Origin of the sequence: Streptomyces sp. NPDC058373 (assembly GCF_042723275.1) — a bacterium.
In the GTDB taxonomy this organism is placed as follows: Bacteria; Actinomycetota; Actinomycetes; order Streptomycetales; family Streptomycetaceae; genus Streptomyces.
In genome coordinates this window covers 1-20,935 of sequence record NZ_JBHXJE010000058.1, presented here as the reverse complement: position 1 = coordinate 20,935, position 20,935 = coordinate 1, and the positions used below count along the sequence as shown (strand labels likewise).

Genomic DNA, 20,935 nt, shown 5'->3' with positions numbered 1-20,935 from the left:
CCCGTCATCTTCTGTACGGAGAGGAAGCCCCCACCGCTGTCCTGCCCGTCGGCGGGCCCTTGGCGGCCGGCCAAAGTCACGCCGGGGGTGTCAGTCGGTGGAGAGGGCTTCGAGCAGGTCGCCGACCTGCGGGTCGGGGAGAGCGCGGGCGACGTCTGCCTGGGCGACCATGCCGATCAGGTCGTGGCCGTCGATGACGGGCAGCCTTCTCACCCGGTGCTCGGTCATCGTGGTCATGATCTCCTCGGCACCGTCGTCGGCGCCGATGGTGACGGCCTCTCCTTGAGCGAGTTCTCCCGCGGTGGTGGCGGAAGGGTCCTTGCCGGCCCCCAGGACCTTGACCACGATGTCCCGGTCGGTGAGCATCCCCTTCAACTTGTTGTCCGTGCCGCAGATGGGCAGAGCGCCCACCCCCGACTCGGCCATCTTCTCTGCCGCCAGCAGCACGTTCTCCTCGGCGCCGATGCACTCGGCGCCCGACGTCATGATGTCGCGAGCGGTTGCCATCTCCACCTCTCCTCACCTTCTGCACAGGGGTCCGTAGGCTGCGTCGAACTATCCCTCGCCTGCGGGCCGCCGACCGCCCTCCACATCCACCTGGGTCCCAGCTTCACCCGATGAGCTCCACCGACCGCCACCGCCGGGCAGTGCGGAGCGGTGCCCGCGGGATCGTTCAACTGCCTGGACGCGCGCACAGGCCGCCTGCCCGGGCAGCCGACGGGAACGGGATCACGTTCCCCGAGGCGGCACCGGGCGCGCGTTAGCCCGATGCGACCACCTGGCTTTCCGCGCCCGCGCTTCTGTGGTGAAGATGCACCACAGCAGCCGAGCGACGCGAAGGACGGACATGGCTCAGGGCTTCTCGAGGGAACCCGGTACCCACGGGCCGCTGTCCGACGTTCCGACGCGGGCGGTCAGGAAGATCTCGCTGTGGGCCGTGGCCATCGCACTGGGAGGCTTCCTCTTCGGCTTCGACACGGGCGTCATCTCCGGTGCGCTGCTCTACATCAAGGACGATTTCCACCTCAACTCCATCCAGCAGAGCAGTGTCGTCAGCGTTCTGCTGATCGGGGCGGTCGTCGGCTCCCTGCTGAGCGGGCGGCTGTCCGACCGGATCGGGCGGCGCAAGATCCTCGCTCTGGTCGGTGTGGCATTCCTCGCGGGCACAGCCGTCGTCACCTTCGCCGGAGGCTTCGTCACACTGCTGGTGGGGCGGATCGTGCTCGGGCTGTCGGTCGGAGCCGCTTCGGCCACGGTCCCGGTCTACCTCTCGGAGATCTCACCTCCAGCCATCCGCGGACGGCTTCTCACGCTGAACCAGCTGATGATCACCGTCGGCATCCTCGCCGCCTACCTCGTCAATCTCGCCTTCGCGAGCAGCGAGATGTGGCGGGCCATGTTCGCGGTCGGCGCCGTGCCCGCCGCTCTGCTCCTCGCCGCGGCGCTGTGGCTGCTGCCGGAGTCGCCGCAGTGGCTCATCACCCACGGGCGTGCCGAGGTGGCGCGCCGGGGCATCACCGCCCTCATCGGGCCGGACGCCGCCGACGAAGTCGTCAGCCGTGCGCAGCAGAGGATGGCGGACGACCGCGAGACGCGGAAGCAGCAGAACGAGGAGCAGGGCCACAAGCAACTGTCCGCGCCGGATGTCCGGCCGGCCCTGGTGATCGGCCTGACCCTCGCGGCGGTCCAGCAGTTCGGCGGGATCAACTCGATCATCTACTACGCCCCCACCATCATTCAGCAGACCGGCCTCAACGCCTCCAACTCGATCCTGTACTCCGTCGCCATCGGCGTCATCAACCTGCTGATGACCCTGGTGGCGATTCGCATGGTCGACCGGATCGGACGTCGTCCCATGGTCCTGGTGTCGCTCGGCCTGATGGCCGTCTCCGTCTTCCTGCTGGGCCTGTCGTTCATCGTCGAGATGGGGTCGGAGCTGACCCTGTTGTTCATGGTGGTGTACATCGCGGCCTATGCGGGGGGCCTGGGGCCGGTGTTCTGGACCTTGATCGGCGAGGTGTTCCCGCCCTCCGTGCGCGCCGCGGGCTCGAGCGCCTCCACCGCGGTCAACTGGATGTCGAACTTCGCGGTCAGCCTCGCCTTCCTCCCCCTGGCCACCGTGATCGGCCAGGGGGAGACGTTCTGGGTCTTCGCGGTGATCTGCGTCCTGGCCTTCGCGTTCGTCGTGAAGTACCTGCCGGAGACGAAGGGTCGCGACGACGAGCAGATCGACCGGGCCCTCCATCAGCGCTTCGGCTCCCGACAGCCACACCGGTGAGCCCACGCCCACTCCGTCGGCCGGACAAGGAGAAGGACAAGCTCCGATGAGCGACGACACCCAGTACACCTCATCCGACCTGGAACGAGCCGACGCTCTGGTGCTGTTCGGCATCTCCGGTGACCTGGCACGCAAAATGCTCCTCCCCGCCCTCTACCGCCTCACGGAGAGGGGCGCCCTCACCGTGCCGGTGATCGGGGTCGCCGCCGCCGACTGGGACGACCAGGCGCTCCGGGCGTACGCGCGCGAAGCCGTCACGGCCGCCATCCCCGATGCCGACGAGACGGTTCTCCACCGCATGGCGGGCCGTCTGTCCATGGTCGCCGGCGACTTCACGCAGGACGACACGTTCACCAGGCTGCGCCAGGCGGTGCGGGGCCACGGCTTCGTCGCCTACTACCTGGCCATCCCGCCCACGCTGTTCATCACCGTGGCCGCGTCGCTGGCGAGAGCCGGAATGAACCGCCGCGCACGGCTCGTCGTGGAGAAGCCCTTCGGGCACGACACGGCCTCCGCCCAGCGGCTCCAGGAGGACCTCAGCCAGTACTTCGACAGCGACCACCTGCTCCGGGTGGACCACTTCCTCGGCTCCGAGGCGGTGGAGGGCCTGATGGTCGCCCGCTTCGCGAACACCCTGCTGGCGCCCGTCTGGCACCGCGCCTACGTGGACAACGTCCAGATCACCCTGGCCGAGGACTTCGACGTCGCCGACCGGGGCTCGTTCTACGACGCGGTCGGCTGCCTGCGCGACGTCGTGCAGAACCACATGCTGCAGATCCTCACCCATCTGGCCATGGAGCCGCCGAGCGTCATCGAAGCCTCCGCGCTGGGGCTGGAGAAGTGGCGCGTTCTCAGAGCCACGCGCACCATGGACCCGGCCGACACGGTGCGCGGCCAGTACGAGGGCTACCGGGCGACGAAGGGGGTCGCACCGGACTCCACCACGGAGACGTACTTCGCGACCCGCGTCTTCATCGACAACTGGCGCTGGGCCGACGTCCCCTTCTACCTGCGCAGCGGAAAAGCTCTCGCCGTCACCGCCACCGAGGTCGTCGTCGAACTGCGCAAGCCTCCTCTGGAACTCTTCGGCGTCGAGGGCGCGGCCACCCCCGCCAACATCATCCGCTTCCGCGTCGACGGGGACACCGGGATCCGCGCGGACCTCACACTCCGGCAATCGGACGCGGACGGGACGCCGGTGACCGTGCCCATCGGCATCGACTTCGAGCGGGCGCTGGGCCGGCAGCAACTGCCCTACGAGACCGTCCTGCTCGGCGCAGCGACGGGCGATGCCGAGTACTTCGCCTCCTTCCCGACGGTCATGGAATCGTGGCGGATCGTCGAGAACCTCCTCGACCCCGCCGAGCCCCCGCAGCCTTACGCACCGGGGGGCTGGGGCCCGTCCGACTCCGACCACCTGCCCGGCCTCGACCACTGGCACCAGCCGGCACCCCGTCTCTTCGAGGACGAGTGACCGGGTGGGCAGAGCCTGGCGGCGTGTCGCGGACAACTGGTGGCCCGTACTCCAGCAGGCCATGGCCGCCGCACTCTCCTGGTGGATCGCGGGTCTGGTCTTCGACCACCACCTCCCGATCTTCGCCCCCATCGCCACCCTCGTCGCCCTCAACACCCCGGTGGGGGGACGCGGCACCAACGCCGTCCGCGTGGTGTCCGGCGTCATCGTCGGGGTCATCGTGGGCCACGTCGCCTACCAATTCCTCGGGCACGGAGCCTCCGCCATCGGCACGGCGGTCCTGGCCGCGCTGCTCGCCGCCCTGCTCCTGGGCGGCGAGCGCATCACCATGGCCCAGGCCGCGGTGGGCGCGGTCATCTCGGTCGCCGCCGGACAGCAGGCGGGGATCGTGCGCGTCGAGGACGCGCTGCTCGGCGCGGGCGTGGCGCTCGCCTTCAGCCAGATCCTGTTCCCCGCCCACCCCGTCTCGCTGCTCGCCCGGGCGCAGACCAGGACGCTCCAAGCACTGGGCGAAGCCCTGGAGCTGACGGCGCGCACGCTGAGAGCGGAGAACGAGCGCATCGACCGCGTCTGGGACGACATGCGCCCCCTCTACACACTCCTCGACAACCTCGCCGGAACCCGGGAGAACACGTCGGCCGTCGCCACGCTCACCCGGCACCGCCGCAGGAACACCGAGGCCGTCCAACGAGAGATCGCGTCCGCCCGGCACCTGAACCTGCTGGGCAACAGCTGCCTCAGCCTCATCCGCAGTGCCATGACCCTCGACGAGGGCCGCCGGTCCGCCTTCGCCCCCGCCGTGGGAGCACTGGCACAGGTCGTCAGGCTTCTCGCCGACGAACCCCGTGACGACGACGTCCGCCAGCGCGCGGCCGACGCGGCACTCCACATCCTCCAAAACCCCCCGGACACGGCAACGCCGCAGGCCACCGCCGTCTGGCAGAACGTGCGGCTGGCTGTCCGAGACGTGGTGGCCTTCGCCGCGGCAGAGCCGGACCCACCCGGAGCCCATGCCCCGTGACCCCTCGGAGGCCATCGACTTCACGCCCTGCTTCTGTCCTGGGCGTGGAATGCGGTGACGGCCTGGTCGAACTTCTCCGGCTCGTCCAGGAACAGCGCATGGCTGCTGTGCTCGAAGAACACCGTCCGGGCCCCCGTGACGTGCTCGCCGACCCACGCGGGGCCGCGCCAGTCGAACACCTTGTCCTGTCGGGCGACCAGCACGAGCGTGGGAAGGTCGAGGGTGGTCAGCCAGGAGCGCCAGTCGGCCCGTGTGTGGTCCGCCATGAGGGAATTGCGCACGGAGGGCGGGCACTTGGCCATCTCCGCGAGGAACATCTCCCGCTCGTCCTCGTCCGGAGAAGTCGCCATGATCGTCTTCAGCTGGAGGCGGTCCTGGCCGGCGCGGTCGGCGCTCGCCTGGGCCTGCAAGGCGGCCAGGGCGGCGTCGTCGAAGCAGCTCGCATGGGCGTACTTCCAGTCCACGGCGTAGTACTGGCGCGGGGTCTGTTCCACGAACACCGCGGCCGCCACCCGTTCGGAGCCGAACAGTTCCAAGTAGCTCCAGATCACCGGGCAGCCCAGCGACCACCCCAGGACCGTGGCCTTCCGCAGATCGAGAGCCTCCAGCAGGTCGCGCAGGTCTGCGGCCAGGCGGGCGACCCGGTAGCCCCGGTCGGGCTTGTCGGAGTCACCGTGGCCCCGTAGGTCCAGGGTGATGACCCGGGCGTGTTCTGCGAGAGCGGGGATGTTGCGATGGAAGAAGCGGCCGCTGAACGTCCAGCCGTGGAGGAGGACCAGGGGCTTGCCCGACCCTTGCTCCCTGTAGTGCAGCCGGGTCCCGTCGTTCGCCGTGACATAACCCATGGAACTCATCTCCTGGCGCGGCCACCCGCGTGGCCGGCTCGTCTCAGGGGGCCTGCGGCGGGCAGTGGGGCGCGGGGACGTCGCGGTCGGGGGCGTGGAAGATGGCCGAAGAGGCGGCTACCGTCTCGGCCCGCCGCGGGCCGGACCGTGACAGTTGCCCTTCGGCAGGTGACCAGAGGCCGCACAGCCTCCACGCCCCCGGCCCCGACCGCACCAGCCTTCCCGTTACTGCCTGGGGGAGGGGGTGAGGGAGCGCAGGCGGTCGTTCAGTTCTCGCTGGTAGAAGTCGATGAACCCGTCCGGGTCGGGCCCGGTGTTCTGCATCACCAGCCGGTCGAAGCCGGCGTCGACGAAGGGCTGCGCGACCTCGACATAGCGTGCCGGGTCGGGGCCGCACGCGAACTGGGCCAGGATGTCCTGCTGATCGACGGTGGTCGTGGCTGCCTCGAAGTTGGCCGGGTTGGGCAGCTCGCTCATCACCTTCCATCCCCCGACCGCCCACCGAGACGTCTTCAGCGCCGCCTGAGCGGCCGTCTCCTCGTCAGAGGCCCAGGCCATGGGCACTTCGGCGTAGCGCGGTCCGTCGCCCCCGGCCGCGCGGTAAGCGCCTACGACGTCCGCCTTGGGCTCGGTCGCGAAGAGCCCGTCACCCAGCTCCGCGGCGATACGGGCGGAGAGCGGACCGCTGGAGGCCACCGCGATGACCGGCAGCTCCTCCGGAAGGTCGAAGACCCGGGCATCGTCCAGCTGCAGGTACTGGCCGTGGTACGACCGGTAGCCGCCACTCCAGAGCAGCCGGATGATCTCCAGTGCTTCCCGCAGCCGGGCGTGACGCTCCGGCACCGAGTTCGGGAACCCCTGGCCGACGACATGCTCGTTGAGCCGCTCACCGGCCCCCACACCGAGAGTGAACCGGCCACCCGAGACCAGAGCCAGCGTCGCGGCCGCCTGAGCGATGATCGCCGGGTGGTAGCGCACCGTCGGACACGTCACGCCGGTGGCCAGCCCGATACGCTCGGTCTTCGCGGCAATCACCCCGAACACCGTCCAGGTGAACGGTGAATGCCCCTGGACATCGAGCCAGGGGTGATAGTGGTCGCTCATCTCCACGAAATCGAAGCCGGCCTCTTCGGCGAGCACGGCCTGGCGGACCAACTCGTCAGGCCCGAACGCCTCCGAAGCCAGCTTGTAACCGATCTGCACCATTTCCTCATTCCCGCCGCAGCTGTCGGCCTGCGCCGATCGATGTCCGCCCCGTGGAGCTGCAGCCCTGAGCGGCGCCCGGCGATCAGTCGATCGGAGAAGGTCACGCAGACACTGACAGGCGAGCTGCGGGACGCCGCACTGCCACGCCGACAAAGGCCATGACGTCACCGGACGGACCTCGCCGGCAACGCCCTCGTGCGCTGAACGGCCATCGTCGGCCGGGACGCGAAACCACGGTCGCTCCGACATCGGCGCGCCCGCCACGCCCGTCACCACGGCGACGGCGACGGCGCCGAACGCTTCCACCACCGGGCCGTCGGCGAACTCACCCCTCGCCTACCTCGGCGTCCCTGCACGGTCGTCGCCTCCGGCGCGTCGCGATGGCTGGGGCCGGAGGCAGGCACAGACTCGTTCCCGACATGGGCGCCTCGTCGTACGTCCTCCGGCAGCCGAGGGCCGAAAAGCGCAAAGGTGTAGGGGAAGGATGACGTCCGGATGCCGGACCCCCCGACCGTCGACGAGGTCATGCGTCAGCGCACCTCGTTCGTCCGGCGCGCGAACATCGAGACGTACGCGGCCCTGGCCCTCGCCGCGGCGACGGTCGCGGCGCTGGTGTGGGCGAACGTCGGTGACAGCTACGCCGCGCTGTGGTCGACGGTCGCGGGCTTCAGCCTGGGCGACATCGCCTTCGGGCTGCCGTTGTCCGACTGGGTCGACGAAGGACTCATGTCCCTCTTCTTCTTCTCGGTGGGGCTCGATGTGCGCCGCGAGGTGACCCTCGGCGAGCTGCAGCACCTCAGCCGCGCGGTGCTGCCCGTCGTGGCGGCCGTCGGCGGACTGGTCACTCCGGCCGCGGTCTTTCTCCTCCTCACGCACGGGCACGGGTACGCGTCGGCGTGGGGTGCGGTCATCTCGACGGACACCGCGTTCGCCCTCGGCATGCTGGCGCTGGTCGGCCCGCGCAACGCGCCCCGGCTCAGAGTGTTCCTGCTGACGCTCGCGGTGGTCGACGACGTCGGCGCCCTGAGCGTGATCGCCCTCTTCTGCACCGACCGTCTCAGCCCCGTGGCGCTCGGCCTCGCCGCACTGGGGCTGGTGGGGATCTGGCTGGTGCAGCGGGCCGGGGTGTGGCGGGTGGCGCCGTACGCGGTCCTCGGCGTCTTCACCTGGTTCGCGCTCTACCAGTCCGGCGTACACGCCACGCTCGCCGGCGTCCTCATCGCCCTGCTCATGCCTGTCTATCCGCCCCGTGGCCGGGACATCGCGCACGCGTCGGTGTTCTTCCGTCTCTTCCAGCAGGCGCCGACGCCGCACACCGCACGCACCGTGCGCGGATCCCTCGCCCACGCGGTGCCCCTGAACCAGCGTCTGTCCGCCGTCCTTCCCCCGTACGTCAACTACGTCGTGGTGCCCCTGTTCGCGCTGGCCAACGCCAGAGTCGCCCTCTCGGGTGACGCGCTGACGGCGGTCTTCAACTGACGTCTGGCCTGGGGGTGATCGCCGGTCTGGTCGCCGGCAAGCTGATCGGCATCACACTGGCCTCCGCGCTCGTCGTCCGCCTCGTCCCGTCCTCGCGGTTTCCCGGGCTCGACCTGCCGCGCATCGCCGGAGCCGCAGCCCTCTCCGGGATGGGCTTCACCATCTCCTTGCTCGTCCTGGGCATGGCCATCGACGATCCGGCCGCGCAGGACCAGGCGCGCATCGTCGTGCTCACCGCTTCGCTGTGCGCCCTGCTGGTCGCGTGGGCCGTCTTCCGCGTCGGTGACCGGCTCGCCCCGCTTCCGGCCCCAGCCGGCGAAGCGCTCCAACGAACCGTCGACCCCACTCGCGATCATGTACGCGGCCCAGCCGACGCGCCGGCGACGCTCGTCGTCTACGCGGCGATGGACGACGCCTACCGCAGGCACACCGCCGACGCGCTGAAAGGGGTCGCGCACCGCATGGGCGACGACGTCAGGATCGTCTTCCGCCACCACGCGCGGACCGACGAGGCGATGACCGCCGCGCTCGCCCTGGAGGCCGCCGCCGCCCAGGGCGAGTTCTGGGAGCTGCACGACGCCCTTGTGCGATCGGCGCAGGACATCGACCAGGACAGCGTCGTCGGGATCGCCCGGCAAGCGGGACTGGACGCCGACGCGCTCGCCGAGCGGGTCCGCCGTACCCAGGACAGCGCAAGGGTCGAGGACCACAACCTCGACGCGGACACCGCCGACCTGCCGACGACGCCCGTCCTGTACGCCCAAGGCTCACGCGTCAAATCCCCGCCCAGCGCGTGGCACCTCTCCGAAATCCTGAAGGAGGCCGTCCGGTGAGGTGGCACACCGCCTTCTGCCCCGACGACCCGCGCTCCTCTCCCCTCACGGAAGACGCCGATCACCTGGCCGTGACCCCGATCGAGGGCCTGCACCCCACCCCGTCGCTGGCGGCCATGGTCTCGGCGGTCCAGGCGATCGTGGCGGAACTGGGCGCCTCCGCGGACCGGCCGCGGGCGATCGGCTGGTGGAACACGCCTGGAACCAGTCGGAACTGATGGGCGACCAGCCCTGACCGGCCGACACCGCAGCCGGTCAAAGCGGTCGCGGGGGAGAAGACCTGCGTACGGCCCGGTCAGGGGCGGGCGAGTACGCGCCCGGTCTGGACGATCTGACGCAGGTGCTTCTCGGGTTCGGCCAGCACACCGATGTCGGCCAGGGGGTCGGCGTCGAGGACCAGCAGGTCCGCGTGGGCGCCCTGCGCCGTGGTGCCCAGACGCCCTTCCTGGCGCAGGAGCCGGGCGGCCGTGGAGGTTGCCGCGCGCACGATGTCGGCCGGCTTCTGCACCTGGGCACGCAGCCGGAACTCGTGGCTCTGGTGCCGTTCCATGTCGTCGAGCAGGTCCGAGCCGAAGACGATCTGCACACCGGCCCGGTCCACGCGCTCCAAGGCGGAGAAGCTGCCTTCCAGCACTTCTCCCGCCTTGGCCCAGCTGTAGTCGGACAGGCCATGGTCCCTGCCTTCACGGCGCAGGGCCCAGTAGGTGACCAGGGTCGGGACGAGAAACGCCTCATGGGAGAGGAGCAGTTCCACGCTCGTGTCGTCGAGCAGATTGCCGTGCTCGACGCAGCGCACGCCGACGCGCAACGCCCGGTTGACGGCCGCGGCGGTGTAGGCGTGGACGGTGACGTAGGTGCCGGCGGCGTGGGCCTCGTCGACGATGGCGGTCAGTTCCGCCACCGAGTACTGGACGGCATCGATGTGGTCGGTGGGCGACGCCACGCCGCCGGACGCCATGACCTTGATGTGGTGGGCGCCGCGCCGCAACTCCTCCCGGGTGGCCAGCCGGACACCTTCGACGCCGTCGACGACGCGGCAGGAGCCGCCGCAGAACGGGTGGTCGTCCTGGGCCTGCACCCCCGGGCTGCGCTTGTCGCCGTGCCCACCGGTCTGCGACAGGGCTTTTCCGCCGAAAACGAGGCGCGGCCCTTGCACGAGGCCGTCCTGCTGGGCTTGTGCCATGCCGAAGTCGGCGCCGCCGACGTCGCGGACGGTGGTGAAGCCACGCCGCAGCATGGCCTCCATGCGCCGGGCGGCCTTGATCGCGATGTAGCTGGGGGCCATCGCGCGCAGGGCGGTCGTGTCGGCGTTGATGCCGGCGACGTGCACGTGGGCGTCGATCAGCCCCGGTATCACGAAGGCGCCGGCCACATCCATGACGTTGGCGTCCCTCGGGGCTTTCGCCCGTCCCTCGGACTGCTGGATGACTCCGTCGGCGCACAGGACGTCGGCCTCGCGGTAGGAGCCCGATTCCGGGTCGAGGACATGGGCGTTCTTGAGTAGCAGGGGGTGGGGCACAGGGGAAGACCTTTCGAACCAGGGGGATGGAGCAGGGCTCAGCGGACGGGGGAGCCCGGTCCCAGGGGGATGCCGAGGGCCCACCAGAGCAGGAACAGGGCGGTCCAGACGACGAACATGCACGCGGCCAGAGGGATCGTCATGGAGGCGAGGGTGCCGATCCCAGCTGAGCGGCGATGCCGTTGGATGAAGCCGAGGGCCATGACGAAGTAGACACTGACTGGGGTGACGACGTTCGTGCACGAGTCAGCGATGCGGTAGAGGGCCTGGGTGGTCTGCGGCGGGATGTCCAGCAGCATCAGCATCGGTACGAAGATCGGCGCGACGAGTGACCACTGCGCGGACCCGCTCGTCACCACCAGGTTGATCAGGCTGACCATGACGAGCAGCCCGGCGAAGATCAGCAGGGTGTGGGTGTCGGCCGAACGCAACAGGTCCGAGCCCTTGACCGCGATGATCTCCCCGAGGTGGGTCCACTTGAAGTAGGCCAGGAACTGGGAGACGGCGAAGAACATGACGAGAATGGGGGCGAGGTCCTTCAGCCCTGCCGCGATGTGGTCCGGGATGTCCCGGCTGGTGCGCACCGCCCCCACCGCTCGGCCGTACGCCGCTCCGGCGAGCAGGAACAGCAGCATGAACAGGAAGGCGATGCCCGAGATCAGCGGTGATTCGACGACCGCGCCGTTCTTGCCGCGGAGGGGGGAGCCGGGCGGCAGCGCCGCCACCGTGATCAGCAGGATGAAGACACCTGCGGTCCAGCCCGCCTGCTGCAGGCCGCGCCGTTCCTGCGGCGTCAGGTGCAGTGCCTGCTCGTGCTCGGCGGCGGGCAGGTCGCCTTCGTCGGTCTCGCCCTGTTCGATCCGGCGGGCGAGGAACTTCTCGACCACGACGGTGATCACGACGGACAGCACGATCGACGAGGCCAGCGAGAAGTAGTAGTTGGCGACCGGGCTGACCACGAGAGCGGGATCGAGGGTCTGGGCCGCTGCCGTGGACAGGCCCGACAGGATGACATCGGTCGGCGTGATCAGAGGGCTCGCGTCGGTCCCCGCCGAGATCGCGACGAGCGCGACCACGATGCCCAGCACCGGGCTGCGTCCCACGCTGCGAAAGACGATGGCGCCGAGCGGGATGAGCACGATGTAAGCGGCGTCGGACGCGACGTGCGACACCATCGCGGTGAACGACAGCGTGAACGTGACCCACTTCGGCGGCACGCGGATGACCGCGGCCCGCAGCGCGGTGCTCAGCAGGCCCGTCTTGTCGGCGACAGAGACACCGATCATGATCAGGAGAGCCGTCGCCAGAGGCGGGAACGAGGTGAAGTTGGCCGCCGCGTTCTCCACCACGCCGCGAATTCCCTCGACGCTCAGCAGGCTGCGCGCTTCGATCGTCCCGTCCCCGCCAGGCGCTGCGGCGCTCACGTCGAGCGCGTCCAGGAGCGCGCTGGCGACGGCGAGGAGGGCGCTGAGCCCCACGAAGAGCCAGAAAGGGTGGGGCAGCTTATTGCCTGCCCACTCGATTCTGTTCAGCACCCTGGTGAGGAGCCGCGCGGCGCGAGGCTCGGTAACTGTCCGGGTGTTCACGACGTCCTCCAACGGGCTGCCCACACTACGGTCGGGTGCATCATTCGGAAAAGGTCGCACGCTGGGCTCAATCAGTCAATGAGTTGTTGTCAAACGGCACGATCAATCACTGGCGCCGGCGGCCGGACGGCGCGGCGGGGCCTATCATCGGGAGTCATGACCGTGACTCTCGCTGGGGCGGACCTGGACCTCGTGGCCGCCCTGCAACACGCGCCCCGTGCCGGCGTCCGCCAGCTCGCCGAGGTTCTGCAGACATCGCCCAGTACCGTCAGCCGGCGTCTGGGCCGGTTGCGGGAGGCCGGGACCGCGCGCGTGATCGGCCAGGTCAACTCGGCCCTGGTCGCGGACGTCACGCCTGACCACGTGTGGCTCAAGACCGCCCCCGGCCGCACTCGCGAAGCGGCCGAGGCGGTTGCCCGGCTCCCTGAGACCCAGTTCGCCGCGCTCGTGTCCGGCAGCAGCGACGTCTACGCCATCGTCCAGGCGCCCAGGCGCGCGGACAGCGCCGATCTTCTGGCCCAGCGGATCGGCGGCATTCCCGGAGTCGTCGCTTCCCGTACGGAAACGGTCCTGGGCTCCTACGCGACAGCGGCCAACTGGCGATTGCCGCGCCTGACACAGCCTCAGCGCGACCGCCTGTGCGAGGACTCCCTTCCTTCTTCGCCGCCGACGGAGGGGGTGACGATCACAGAGGACGAACGTGCCGTCGTCGAGCTGCTGCACGACGACGGCCGTACCAACGCCGGCGACATCTCCAGGACGTTGGGGCTCAGCCAGTCCACGGCCTACCGCCTGCTGCACTCCGTACTGGATCGCGGACTGGTCCTGCCGCGGGTCGAGATCGAACCCGCGCTGGTCGGCTACCCCGTGGAACCGGTGATCGCCCTCACCACGGACCTCTCCGCCATCGTCCCCACCGCCACCGCGCTCGGCCGGCACCGCGCAGCGCGCTACGTCTCCACTGTCGCCGGAGTGTCTTCCCTGATCTTTCACGGTGCCTTCGAGGATGAAGCCGCACTGTCCACCTTCATCACGCAGGACCTAGCCCGCCTGGACGGCGTCAGAGGCATCGACATCTGCCTTGCCTTGGACGTGCTGACCCGCTACTGGCTGCCGCGCCGCGCCCCGTACCTACGTCAAGCCGCTGTGACTGCCGCCCGGCAGGCTGAACTGCTTCAGTGAGGGGCCCCGGGCGGCGACCCGTCCGCCGGGGCGAAGAGGTGCGACTGGTGCCGCGTGCGTGGGCCGCAGGGTGCCGGCGGCCTAGGCAGTGTCCGGCGGATCATGTGACCGTCTGACCGGTCGCTCGTTGGTTCGGGCATGGGTCGGGAGGATCTGACGAACCGCGAGTGGTCGTTACTGGAGCCGCATCTGCCACCTCTGGGTGGCCGGGGTGGCCGGTGGAACGACCACCGCATCATGGTGAACGGGACCCTGTTCCGGGTCCGGACCGGCGCCCCGTGGCGTGACCCGCCGGAACGGTATGGCTCGTGGAAGACCGTCTATGAACGGCATCGCCGCTGGTCGGCGGACGGGATCTGGGACCGGATCCTGCTAGCGGTCCAGGTCGACGCCGACCTGGCAGGGCGGATCGACTGGTCGATGGTCGGCGTCGACTCGACGTCCTGCGGGGCCCATCAGCAGGCGGCCGGCGCCGGCAAAGCCCGTCCGCGGACCCCGAAATAAGGACGACGCCCCGGCACCACCGCCCCGACGAGGGACTCGGACGGTCCCGGGGCGGCCTGACCTGCTAGGTCCACCTCGCTGGCGAAGGCGGCTGCCGCCCCATGGCCCTCCTGCGACGGTGACGTCGGGGTTCGTGGCGTTCATCGGCGGTAGGCGGTGGCAGCGGCGGCGGGCAGGACGACGAGGGCGAGGGCGCCGTCGGCCGCGCGGGCCCGGGCGGAGAGGACGGCGATGTCGAAGACGGCCAGGGTGGGGTTGGCCGGGGTCTCGAAGAACACGATCCGCGCGCGGCCGGTGAGTACCTCCGACAGCCGGTCGGCTTTCGTTAGCACTGGATCGTTCGCTGTGTGAACCGACGGTGCCGCGCCGGCAGAATCCCCCGCCGAGCCGCGGTCCCCGGGAGTCCGAGGGATGCGAATTGGCCACAGACAGGACTCGCAGGAGCTGTCACAGAGGGGTGTCAGGGCAGGCGAAGCACCCATCACACATCAGGCGCGCTGAATCTTCCAGCCAGAAGCCTCGGTCCTCCTTGTTTCTGCGAGCGCCGGTTCATAGATTGGAAATCTCTTCACGATCTTGAATGCTCTGGGGGGCGAGCACATGGGGAGAGACAGCGGCATGTCCGCCGGTCCGTGCGGGACGAAGATGTCCGCGCATGAGGCTCACGGGCGGCTGACCGTGCCTTGACCCGGCCTTTCTCCGACATGACACACGACTGCGATGTCGACTCCGCCGAGCGTCTCGCCCGGCGTCTCGTCGGCGGGGGCGCCCGTCGAGGTGGCCGGGTCGGCGTGCTGGTCGAGCGGTCCGCCGCCGTGGTGGTCACCCTGCTCGCCGTGGCGAAGACGGGCGCCGCCTACGTGCCGCTCGATGTGCGTTCTCCCGAAGCACGGCTGGGGGAGATCCTTGAGAGCGTCGACTGTGCGCTGCTGGTTGTGGACGCGCGTAGCGCGCAGCACCCCGCGGCGGCGGGACGGCGCACCGTGCCGGTGGGCGAGGACGGTGTGCCCGACGGCCTGTCCGGCGCGGTGAACGTACGACGAGCCAGGGACCGAGGCGCCCGGGGCCGACGACGTGCTGTACGTCATGCACACTTCCGGGTCCACCGGTGTCCCCAAGGGCGTGCGGGTCACGCACCGCAACGTGCTCGCCCTCGCGCTCGACCGTGTGTGGCGCGGTGGTGCCCACGAGCGGGTGCTGTTCCACTCGCCCCATGCTTTCGATGCCTCCACCTACGAGATCTGGGTGCCGCTGTTGTCCGGCGGTCGCGTCGTGGTGGCCCCCGAGGAGATCAACGCCCCGCTGCTGCGGCGTCTGGTGGGCGGTGGCCGCGTCACGGCGCTATGGCTCACCGCGGGCCTGTTCGGGGCCCTGGCCACAGGCGACCCGGGGTGTCTGGAAGGAGCCCGTGAGGTGTGGGCGGGTGGTGACGTAGTCCCGGCGCACGCGGTGCGCCGTGTCGTCGAGGCGTGCCCTGGGATCACCGTTTACAACGGCTACGGCCCGACGGAGACGACCACTTTCGCCACGCGCCACCGCATCCACCCCGGGCCGCCGGTCGACGGGGACATACCCATCGGCCGCCCCATGGACCACACGCGCGTGTACCTCCTTGACGCGGAACTGCGGCCGGTGGCGGACGGAGAGACCGGGCAGCTGTACGTGGCCGGCGCGCACGTCGCGGCCGGCTACGAGGGCAACGAGGTACTGACCCAGGAGCGGTTCCCGCCCGACCCGTTCGGTGCGCGGGGGGAGCGAATGTACGCCACCGGTGACCTGGCCCGCGGGGACGCGGCCGGCGATCTGGCCCTGTCTCCCCGGTTCGGGAATCGACCGGGCGAGGGCTGACGGCCGGGTCGGTCAGGCGATCGCCGCGGTGGGACCAGTCGATCCGGCGTGCCGGAAGATCTTGCGGGAGTTGTGGCAGGCGGCCGGCAGGCGCCACTCGCTTCGGCCATGGTGGCAGGTCATGATCTGGCCGAAGACGGGTTCGACCATGGCCTTGCGGCGGCTTGAGCCGCAGACTCTGAGGATTGGGCTCGCCCCTCCAGGTCGTGAATTGCCCCTGGATAACGCAATGTAGAGCTTCACAAGCTCCGGCCGGCACGGTGAAGACGGGTTCTCATCCTGCTGCTCAGCCGTACATGGGTGCGCAGCTCTGGACCGCACCGGACACGACCGGCCGGACCGCTACTGCGGGGGCGACGGGGTCGGGAACAGGGGTCTTGCCCGGTCGGCGGGCACGGGTAGGACTCGCGGCCAGCGCGACTGCGCTGACCGAAGACGCACGGGGCGCGCCCTGGCTGCGTTCACGGGGCTCGGCCTGCAGGGGAGCAGGGCGATGACGCGCTGCTATGTCCTGAGCGAGCCGGGGGTGCACCGCAACCTCGATGCCGGACCCTTGGAGAGCCACCGTGGCGTTGGCGACCCTCCCCAGGGCTTCTTCACGGTCGGTGGCGGCGGGCAGCATGTAGATGTCCAGGCTCGGGTGCAGGTCCCAGCCGTTCTCCACCAGGGCGAGTACGGTGCGGCCGAAGGCCCGGTCGTCCACGGCCGCGATGACGCCGAACTGAGGGTGTTCGGCGAAGGCGACATCGGGTGCACCGAAGGGAACCCGTTCGGGGGTGGGCCCTGTCTCGACGGTCGGCGAAGGGGCGAGGGCGGGGTCCACGTCGACCTGATAGCCGGACTTGCGAAGCAGCTCGACTGCTCGGGTCGTACGACGCGCTCTCGTGCTCCTGATGGTCCAGCGCATACAGCGTCGGCTGACCCGGAACGGGGTGGAAGTCGAACTCCCTGAGTACCCAGTTGCTGGCGGCGAGTTTCGGGTCAGCGGCGACGATGCCGTAGACGGGGGGCGGCCGAAGGTGAGATCGGGTGATACATCGTCGTGCGCGGGCATGGAAAGGGTCCATCCTCGGTGGGTTCGGTCGCAGGTCTACGTGTGGGACGGACCGTTTCTGCCGGGGAGGTGCATGAAGGACTCCAGGGCGGTGTGAGTTCAGCGGCCCGGGGGCTGCTGAGGGGCGTGTGGTCGGCGGCGCGGAGTGAGCGGGTGACGCGGGTGGCGGACCGGCCTGGGCCGTGCGCTGTCCGGCCGACGGGGAAGAGGCGAGGGCAGCAGCGACGCGCGGTGAGGCGGCGGGCGAGGGGGCGGTCAGGTTGGCCTGTGCCTGGGCTTTGTCGGTGGGGACGGCCCGGCGGTCGCGGTCCGCCAGGTCATCCCGGATCGCCCCAAGGGCGATCGAGTACTGAGCGGAACGGGCGGCAGTTGGGGGGCCGGTAGTGGATCGCCGTCGTACCCGTTCACTTCACCAAATCTTGACCCGTTCATCCAGTCCTCGCGAGCCTGGTTGATATCCTCCCGGGTGCGCCCCACGAAGTTCCCCCCACATGATCAGGCGCTCCTCGAACGGCTCGCCGCCCAGCAGCATGAAGGTGGCGTCGGCGGTGGCGCGCAGGGGCAGTTCGCGGCGGCCGCAGCCCAGGTGGAGCAGGGAGCCGGGGAGCAGGGCGACGCCGTCGGCGTGGAGTTCGCCGGACATGGTGAGGACGCCGTACTCGAAGTCGGGTTCCAGGGGCAGGCGGGTCTCCGCGCCCTCGGCGAGGGAGACGTCGAGGCCGACCAGCGGGGAGTACGTCGTACCGGGGAGAGGACGCCGTCGACCTCGCCGAGGACCACGGTGCCGGTCAGGCCGGGGGCGGTGACGACGGGCAGGTCACCGTGGTGCTCGAAGTGCGGATCCACGTGGCGGTGGGCGTCCGGCAGGGCGATCCGGAGCTGGGCGCCGTGCAGGAAGCGGGCGTGCGGGCGCGGGCTCTCCTCGGAGTGCGAGATGGCCCGGCCGGAGGTCATGAGGCCCAGTTCGCGCGGGCGGATCGTCTGGAGGCTGCCGGTCGAGTCCCGGTGGAGCACCTCGCCCTGGTGGAGCCAGCTGACGGTCTGCAGGCCGATGTGCGGGTGCGGCGGCACCTGCATGCCGGGCTCGTCGGCGATGTCGTCGGGGCCGTAGTGGTCGACGAAGGCCCAGGCGCCGATCATGCGGCGGCCGAGGCTCGGCAGCAGCCGCCGGACCTCGGTCGACTCACCGAGCCTGACCCGGCGCGGCGGGAGCAGTTCGCGCACGGGCTCGCCGCGGACGTCCTCCCGGCCGCCGCAGAGGGTGGGCACGGCCTCACGTTCCAGGTTGCATATGGTCGACAACCTAACGGGGGGCCGTACCCGTCGCGAGGGTGGACGCCCCGCCCCGGTGCTCAGGCCGGGCGGTGGGCCGTTGCGCCGGTGAGGGCGGCCGGGAGGGACGGGTCGGCGGCCCAGGTGCCCAGCGAGATCTCGGCGGTGATGCCCGGCCCGAACCCGGCGAGCATGCCCCGGGCCCCCTCGGTCGCCTTGCCCGTGGCGAAGTACCGGTCCAGCGCGTCCAGGACGACGCAACTGGCGATGTTGCCGCGCTCGGTGAGGGTCGCGCGGCTCTGCGCGAACATCTGAGGCGGCAGCTCCAGATGGGTGCAGAGGTCGTCGAGGATGCGCGGGCCGCCCGCGTGGATGATGTAGAAGTCCAGCTCCCCGACGTCCCACGAGTGCTGCGCGCAGAGCGCCGTGAGGGCGGGGGCCAGCATCGACATGGTGCCGGGCACCCGCTTGTCGAGCTGGAAGTGGAAACCCGTCTCCTTGACCGCGTACGAGATCCACGCCTCGGTGTCGGGCACCAGGTGGGAGCCGTTGCGCTCCAGGCTCAGCCCGGTGCCGCCCTCGCCGCGGACCACGGCGGCGGCCACCGCGTCGCCGAACAGGCCGTTGGAGAGCAGCGAGCCGACGTCCAGGTCGGTCGGCTGGTACAGCAGGGAGCAGAACTCGCAGGCCACGATGAGGACGTTGCTGCCGGGGTAGGCCGCGGTGAAGTCGTGTGCCCGGTTGACGGCGGCGCCGCCCGCAGCACAGCCCAGCTGGGCGATGGGGAGCTGGCGGGTGTCGGAGCGGAAGCCCAGCGAGTTGATCATCCAGGCGGTCATGGACGGCATCATGAAGCCGGTGCACGAGACGTAGACGATCAGGTCGATGTCCTGCGCGGTCAGGTCGGCCTCGGCGAGCGCCTGGTGGACGACCTGAGGGACACGGGCCTTGGCCTCGCGCTCGTAGACCTTGTTGCGGGCCTCGAAACCGGGGTGGGCGAGGGTCTCGCCGATGGGCTGCACCAGGTGCCGGGTGGCGACGCCGGTGTTCCGGATCAGCCGCAGCACCAGGTCGAGCTGGTCGTGGCCGGCGTGGGTGCTCCGGGCCAGGTCGAGGGTCTCCTCCATGGTGATGACGTGCGGCGGGACGGCGACGGCGGGACGGCAGAGAACGGCCATGGGATTCTCGTCATCTCTTCAGGGCGCGCGAACGCGTCTTGGGGGGCGCGAAGGCGCGGGGCCGCGCGAGCGCGAGGGGGGGCGTCACCAGGTGACGGGCAGGGCGAGCGGGTAGCGCCAGATCGTGGTGGCGTTCCACTCGACCTCGCCGGGGGGCACGGCGAGCGCCAGGTCGGGGAAGCGGCGCAGCAGCGTGGAGAGGGCGATCTCCAGCTCCATCACCGCCAGCGGCGAGCCGAGGCAGTGGTGCGAGCCCCAGCCGAAGGTCATGTGCGGGACGGCGGGCCGGTCGAGGTCGATCTCGTCGGGCCTCTCGAACTTCTCACCGTCGCGGTTGGCGGTCAGGTACGAGACGTGCACGGTGTCGCCGGCGCGGATCAGGGCGCCGCCCAGCTCCACGTCCTCGGTGGCGATCCGGGGGATGCCCACGCCCTTGCGGAACGGGATGTGCCGCAGCAGCTCGTCGAGGGTGCGCGGCAGGGAGCCGGGGTCGCGCCGCAGCCGCTCGCGGACGTCGTCGCGGGTCAGCAGCAGGTAGGAGATGTTGCCGAGCTGGTAGGTGGTGGTGTCCTGGCCGGTGATGAGCAGCACCATCGCCATCACGGTCAGCTCGTCGTCGCCCAGCCTCTCGCCGCCCTCGCGGGCGGTGGCCAGGGTGCTGATCATGTCGGCGCCGGGGGAGCGGCGCCGCTCGGCGGTGAGCCGCGCGAAGTACTCCCGCAGCTCGCCCTTGGCGTGGACCGCCGCGTCCTTCCCGGCCGGACCCATGTTCATCATGGTCATCGCGTGGGCCCGCAGCCAGTGCCGGTCCGCCTCCGGGATGTCGAGCACCTCGCAGATCGTCACCAGCGGCAGCGGCAGCGCCAAGTGGGCGAAGAGGTCGGTGGGCGACCCGGTCTCCGCCATGTCGTCCAGCAGCCCGTCGACGACCGCCTGGGTGCGCGCGCGCATCCGCTCCAGGTGGCGCGGGGCGAACGACTGCCGCACCAGCCGCCGCAGCCTGCTGCTGTCCGGCGGGTCCATCAGGTTGATGGCACCCGGCTGGACGATCGGCTCCGGGGTCATCCGGGGGAAGTCCTTGCCGGTGACGGCGTTGCGGCTGAACCTGCGGTCGGTGGTGACGGTACGCACGTCCTCGTACCGCGTCACCAGCCAGGCGTCGCCCTCGCCGTACGGCATCCGGATCCGCGCCACCCGCTCGTCGCTCTGCAGCATCCGGTGCAGCGCCGGATCGAAGTCGAGCGCCTCGGCGAAGTCGAACGGGCAGGTCGGCGCGGCGGGTACGGCTTCAGTGCTCACGGCGGCGGGGCCCTTCTGTCGGTCCTGGATGTGCTCACGCGGATCAGGCGCGCCCTGCTCGACGCCGCACCGGGGACGGGAGGGGTATCCCACGCCGCGCCGGTGGCGATACCTGCCGTCCCACCAACAGCCGAACGGCTGTCGGTGGGCGCGGAGTGGGGGTGCCCGTGTCCTGCCCGGAGACCGGGGCGCCGTCCCGGTTCCGGTGCTCCTCCCTCCCCCGGAGGAGCGCACCCCGGCACACCCGGCCGCGACCCACGCGCCCCCGCCCGAACCCCCGTTGGCCTCAAACGCCGGCCGGGCTGTTTGGGTGCTGGGCTCCGGCACATGGAGCCGGAGCCCAGCACGGAACAGCCC

17 protein-coding genes and 4 pseudogenes are annotated in these 20,935 nt (G+C 70.4%); 10 read left to right on the top strand and 11 right to left on the bottom strand.

Annotation, left to right across the window (positions count from 1 at the left end):
- Window positions 1–90 precede the first annotated feature (90 nt).
- Window positions 91–507 (bottom strand): CBS domain-containing protein, encoded by a 417-nt coding sequence (locus ACFWMZ_RS25350; protein ID WP_383204316.1) that lies wholly within the window; start codon window positions 505–507, stop codon window positions 91–93.
- Window positions 508–847: 340 nt separating this feature from the next.
- Here ACFWMZ_RS25350 and ACFWMZ_RS25345 point away from each other — a divergent pair, with 340 nt between their 5' ends.
- The 3 genes from ACFWMZ_RS25345 to ACFWMZ_RS25335 are packed head-to-tail and all read left to right on the top strand — an operon-like array spanning window position 848 to window position 4,773.
- Window positions 848–2,278 carry a sugar porter family MFS transporter gene (locus ACFWMZ_RS25345; RefSeq protein WP_383204313.1) on the top strand — a complete coding sequence of 477 codons (1,431 nt, stop codon included), beginning with the start codon at window positions 848–850 and terminating at the stop codon, window positions 2,276–2,278.
- A 46-nt stretch (window positions 2,279–2,324) separates the two neighbouring features.
- A complete protein-coding gene (gene zwf / locus ACFWMZ_RS25340) occupies window positions 2,325–3,752 on the top strand; it encodes a glucose-6-phosphate dehydrogenase (RefSeq protein ID WP_383204310.1) in 1,428 nt (475 codons plus the stop codon).
- 4 nt (window positions 3,753–3,756) lie between these two features.
- Window positions 3,757–4,773 carry an aromatic acid exporter family protein gene (locus tag ACFWMZ_RS25335; protein ID WP_383171516.1) on the top strand — a complete coding sequence of 339 codons (1,017 nt, stop codon included), beginning with the start codon at window positions 3,757–3,759 and terminating at the stop codon, window positions 4,771–4,773.
- A gap of 20 nt (window positions 4,774–4,793) precedes the next feature.
- Here ACFWMZ_RS25335 and ACFWMZ_RS25330 read toward each other — a convergent pair whose 3' ends face one another.
- The gene (locus ACFWMZ_RS25330; RefSeq protein WP_383204308.1) at window positions 4,794–5,618 is read right to left on the bottom strand and encodes an alpha/beta fold hydrolase; all 825 of its coding nucleotides are present in this window, start codon (window positions 5,616–5,618) and stop codon (window positions 4,794–4,796) included.
- 225 nt (window positions 5,619–5,843) lie between these two features.
- Window positions 5,844–6,821 carry a TIGR03557 family F420-dependent LLM class oxidoreductase gene (locus ACFWMZ_RS25325; RefSeq protein WP_383204346.1) on the bottom strand — a complete coding sequence of 326 codons (978 nt, stop codon included), beginning with the start codon at window positions 6,819–6,821 and terminating at the stop codon, window positions 5,844–5,846.
- A gap of 498 nt (window positions 6,822–7,319) precedes the next feature.
- Here ACFWMZ_RS25325 and ACFWMZ_RS25320 point away from each other — a divergent pair, with 498 nt between their 5' ends.
- The 3 genes from ACFWMZ_RS25320 to ACFWMZ_RS25310 are packed head-to-tail and all read left to right on the top strand — an operon-like array spanning window position 7,320 to window position 9,354.
- Window positions 7,320–8,303 (top strand): Na+/H+ antiporter NhaA, encoded by a 984-nt coding sequence (locus tag ACFWMZ_RS25320; RefSeq protein WP_383204305.1) that lies wholly within the window; start codon window positions 7,320–7,322, stop codon window positions 8,301–8,303.
- A gap of 14 nt (window positions 8,304–8,317) precedes the next feature.
- Window positions 8,318–9,136 (top strand): Na+/H+ antiporter NhaA, encoded by an 819-nt coding sequence (locus ACFWMZ_RS25315; RefSeq protein WP_383204302.1) that lies wholly within the window; start codon window positions 8,318–8,320, stop codon window positions 9,134–9,136.
- A complete protein-coding gene (locus tag ACFWMZ_RS25310; protein ID WP_383204299.1) occupies window positions 9,133–9,354 on the top strand; it encodes a hypothetical protein in 222 nt (73 codons plus the stop codon). The genes ACFWMZ_RS25315 and ACFWMZ_RS25310 overlap by 4 nt, the downstream gene beginning before the upstream one ends.
- Window positions 9,355–9,431: 77 nt before the next feature.
- Here the strand turns inward: ACFWMZ_RS25310 and ACFWMZ_RS25305 are convergent, their stop codons facing one another.
- Together ACFWMZ_RS25305 and ACFWMZ_RS25300 are read right to left on the bottom strand one after the other, a co-directional pair.
- A complete protein-coding gene (locus tag ACFWMZ_RS25305) occupies window positions 9,432–10,655 on the bottom strand; it encodes an amidohydrolase family protein (RefSeq protein WP_383204296.1) in 1,224 nt (407 codons plus the stop codon).
- Window positions 10,656–10,693: 38 nt separating this feature from the next.
- Window positions 10,694–12,241: an AbgT family transporter gene (locus ACFWMZ_RS25300; protein WP_383204293.1), complete on the bottom strand. Its 1,548-nt coding sequence runs from the start codon at window positions 12,239–12,241 to the stop codon at window positions 10,694–10,696.
- Window positions 12,242–12,397: 156 nt separating this feature from the next.
- Between ACFWMZ_RS25300 and ACFWMZ_RS25295 the strand changes: the two genes are divergently transcribed.
- Together ACFWMZ_RS25295 and ACFWMZ_RS25290 are read left to right on the top strand one after the other, a co-directional pair.
- Window positions 12,398–13,423 carry an Lrp/AsnC family transcriptional regulator gene (locus ACFWMZ_RS25295; protein WP_383204290.1) on the top strand — a complete coding sequence of 342 codons (1,026 nt, stop codon included), beginning with the start codon at window positions 12,398–12,400 and terminating at the stop codon, window positions 13,421–13,423.
- A 138-nt stretch (window positions 13,424–13,561) separates the two neighbouring features.
- A pseudogene (locus ACFWMZ_RS25290) lies at window positions 13,562–13,992 on the top strand (IS5 family transposase); the annotation flags it as partial.
- Between the two features lie 75 nt (window positions 13,993–14,067).
- Here the strand turns inward: ACFWMZ_RS25290 and ACFWMZ_RS25285 are convergent.
- Window positions 14,068–14,259, bottom strand: coding sequence for a PLP-dependent transferase (locus tag ACFWMZ_RS25285; RefSeq protein ID WP_383204288.1), 192 nt, complete (start codon window positions 14,257–14,259; stop codon window positions 14,068–14,070).
- A gap of 372 nt (window positions 14,260–14,631) precedes the next feature.
- Here ACFWMZ_RS25285 and ACFWMZ_RS25280 point away from each other — a divergent pair.
- A pseudogene (locus ACFWMZ_RS25280) lies at window positions 14,632–14,832 on the top strand (AMP-binding protein); the annotation flags it as partial.
- A 169-nt stretch (window positions 14,833–15,001) separates the two neighbouring features.
- The gene (locus tag ACFWMZ_RS25275; protein ID WP_383204285.1) at window positions 15,002–15,775 is read left to right on the top strand and encodes an AMP-binding protein; all 774 of its coding nucleotides are present in this window, start codon (window positions 15,002–15,004) and stop codon (window positions 15,773–15,775) included.
- 12 nt (window positions 15,776–15,787) lie between these two features.
- Here ACFWMZ_RS25275 and ACFWMZ_RS25270 read toward each other — a convergent pair.
- From ACFWMZ_RS25270 to ACFWMZ_RS25250, 5 genes and pseudogenes are all read right to left on the bottom strand, one after another.
- Window positions 15,788–15,940: pseudogene (locus tag ACFWMZ_RS25270) on the bottom strand (IS1182 family transposase); the annotation flags it as partial.
- Window positions 15,941–16,061: 121 nt separating this feature from the next.
- A complete protein-coding gene (locus ACFWMZ_RS25265) occupies window positions 16,062–16,682 on the bottom strand; it encodes a hypothetical protein (RefSeq protein ID WP_383204282.1) in 621 nt (206 codons plus the stop codon).
- Window positions 16,683–17,159: 477 nt separating this feature from the next.
- A pseudogene (locus ACFWMZ_RS25260) lies at window positions 17,160–18,122 on the bottom strand (pirin family protein); the annotation flags it as partial.
- Between the two features lie 59 nt (window positions 18,123–18,181).
- The gene (locus tag ACFWMZ_RS25255) at window positions 18,182–19,279 is read right to left on the bottom strand and encodes a type III polyketide synthase (protein WP_383204279.1); all 1,098 of its coding nucleotides are present in this window, start codon (window positions 19,277–19,279) and stop codon (window positions 18,182–18,184) included.
- An 84-nt stretch (window positions 19,280–19,363) separates the two neighbouring features.
- The gene (locus tag ACFWMZ_RS25250) at window positions 19,364–20,578 is read right to left on the bottom strand and encodes a cytochrome P450 (protein ID WP_383204277.1); all 1,215 of its coding nucleotides are present in this window, start codon (window positions 20,576–20,578) and stop codon (window positions 19,364–19,366) included.
- Window positions 20,579–20,935 lie beyond the last annotated feature (357 nt).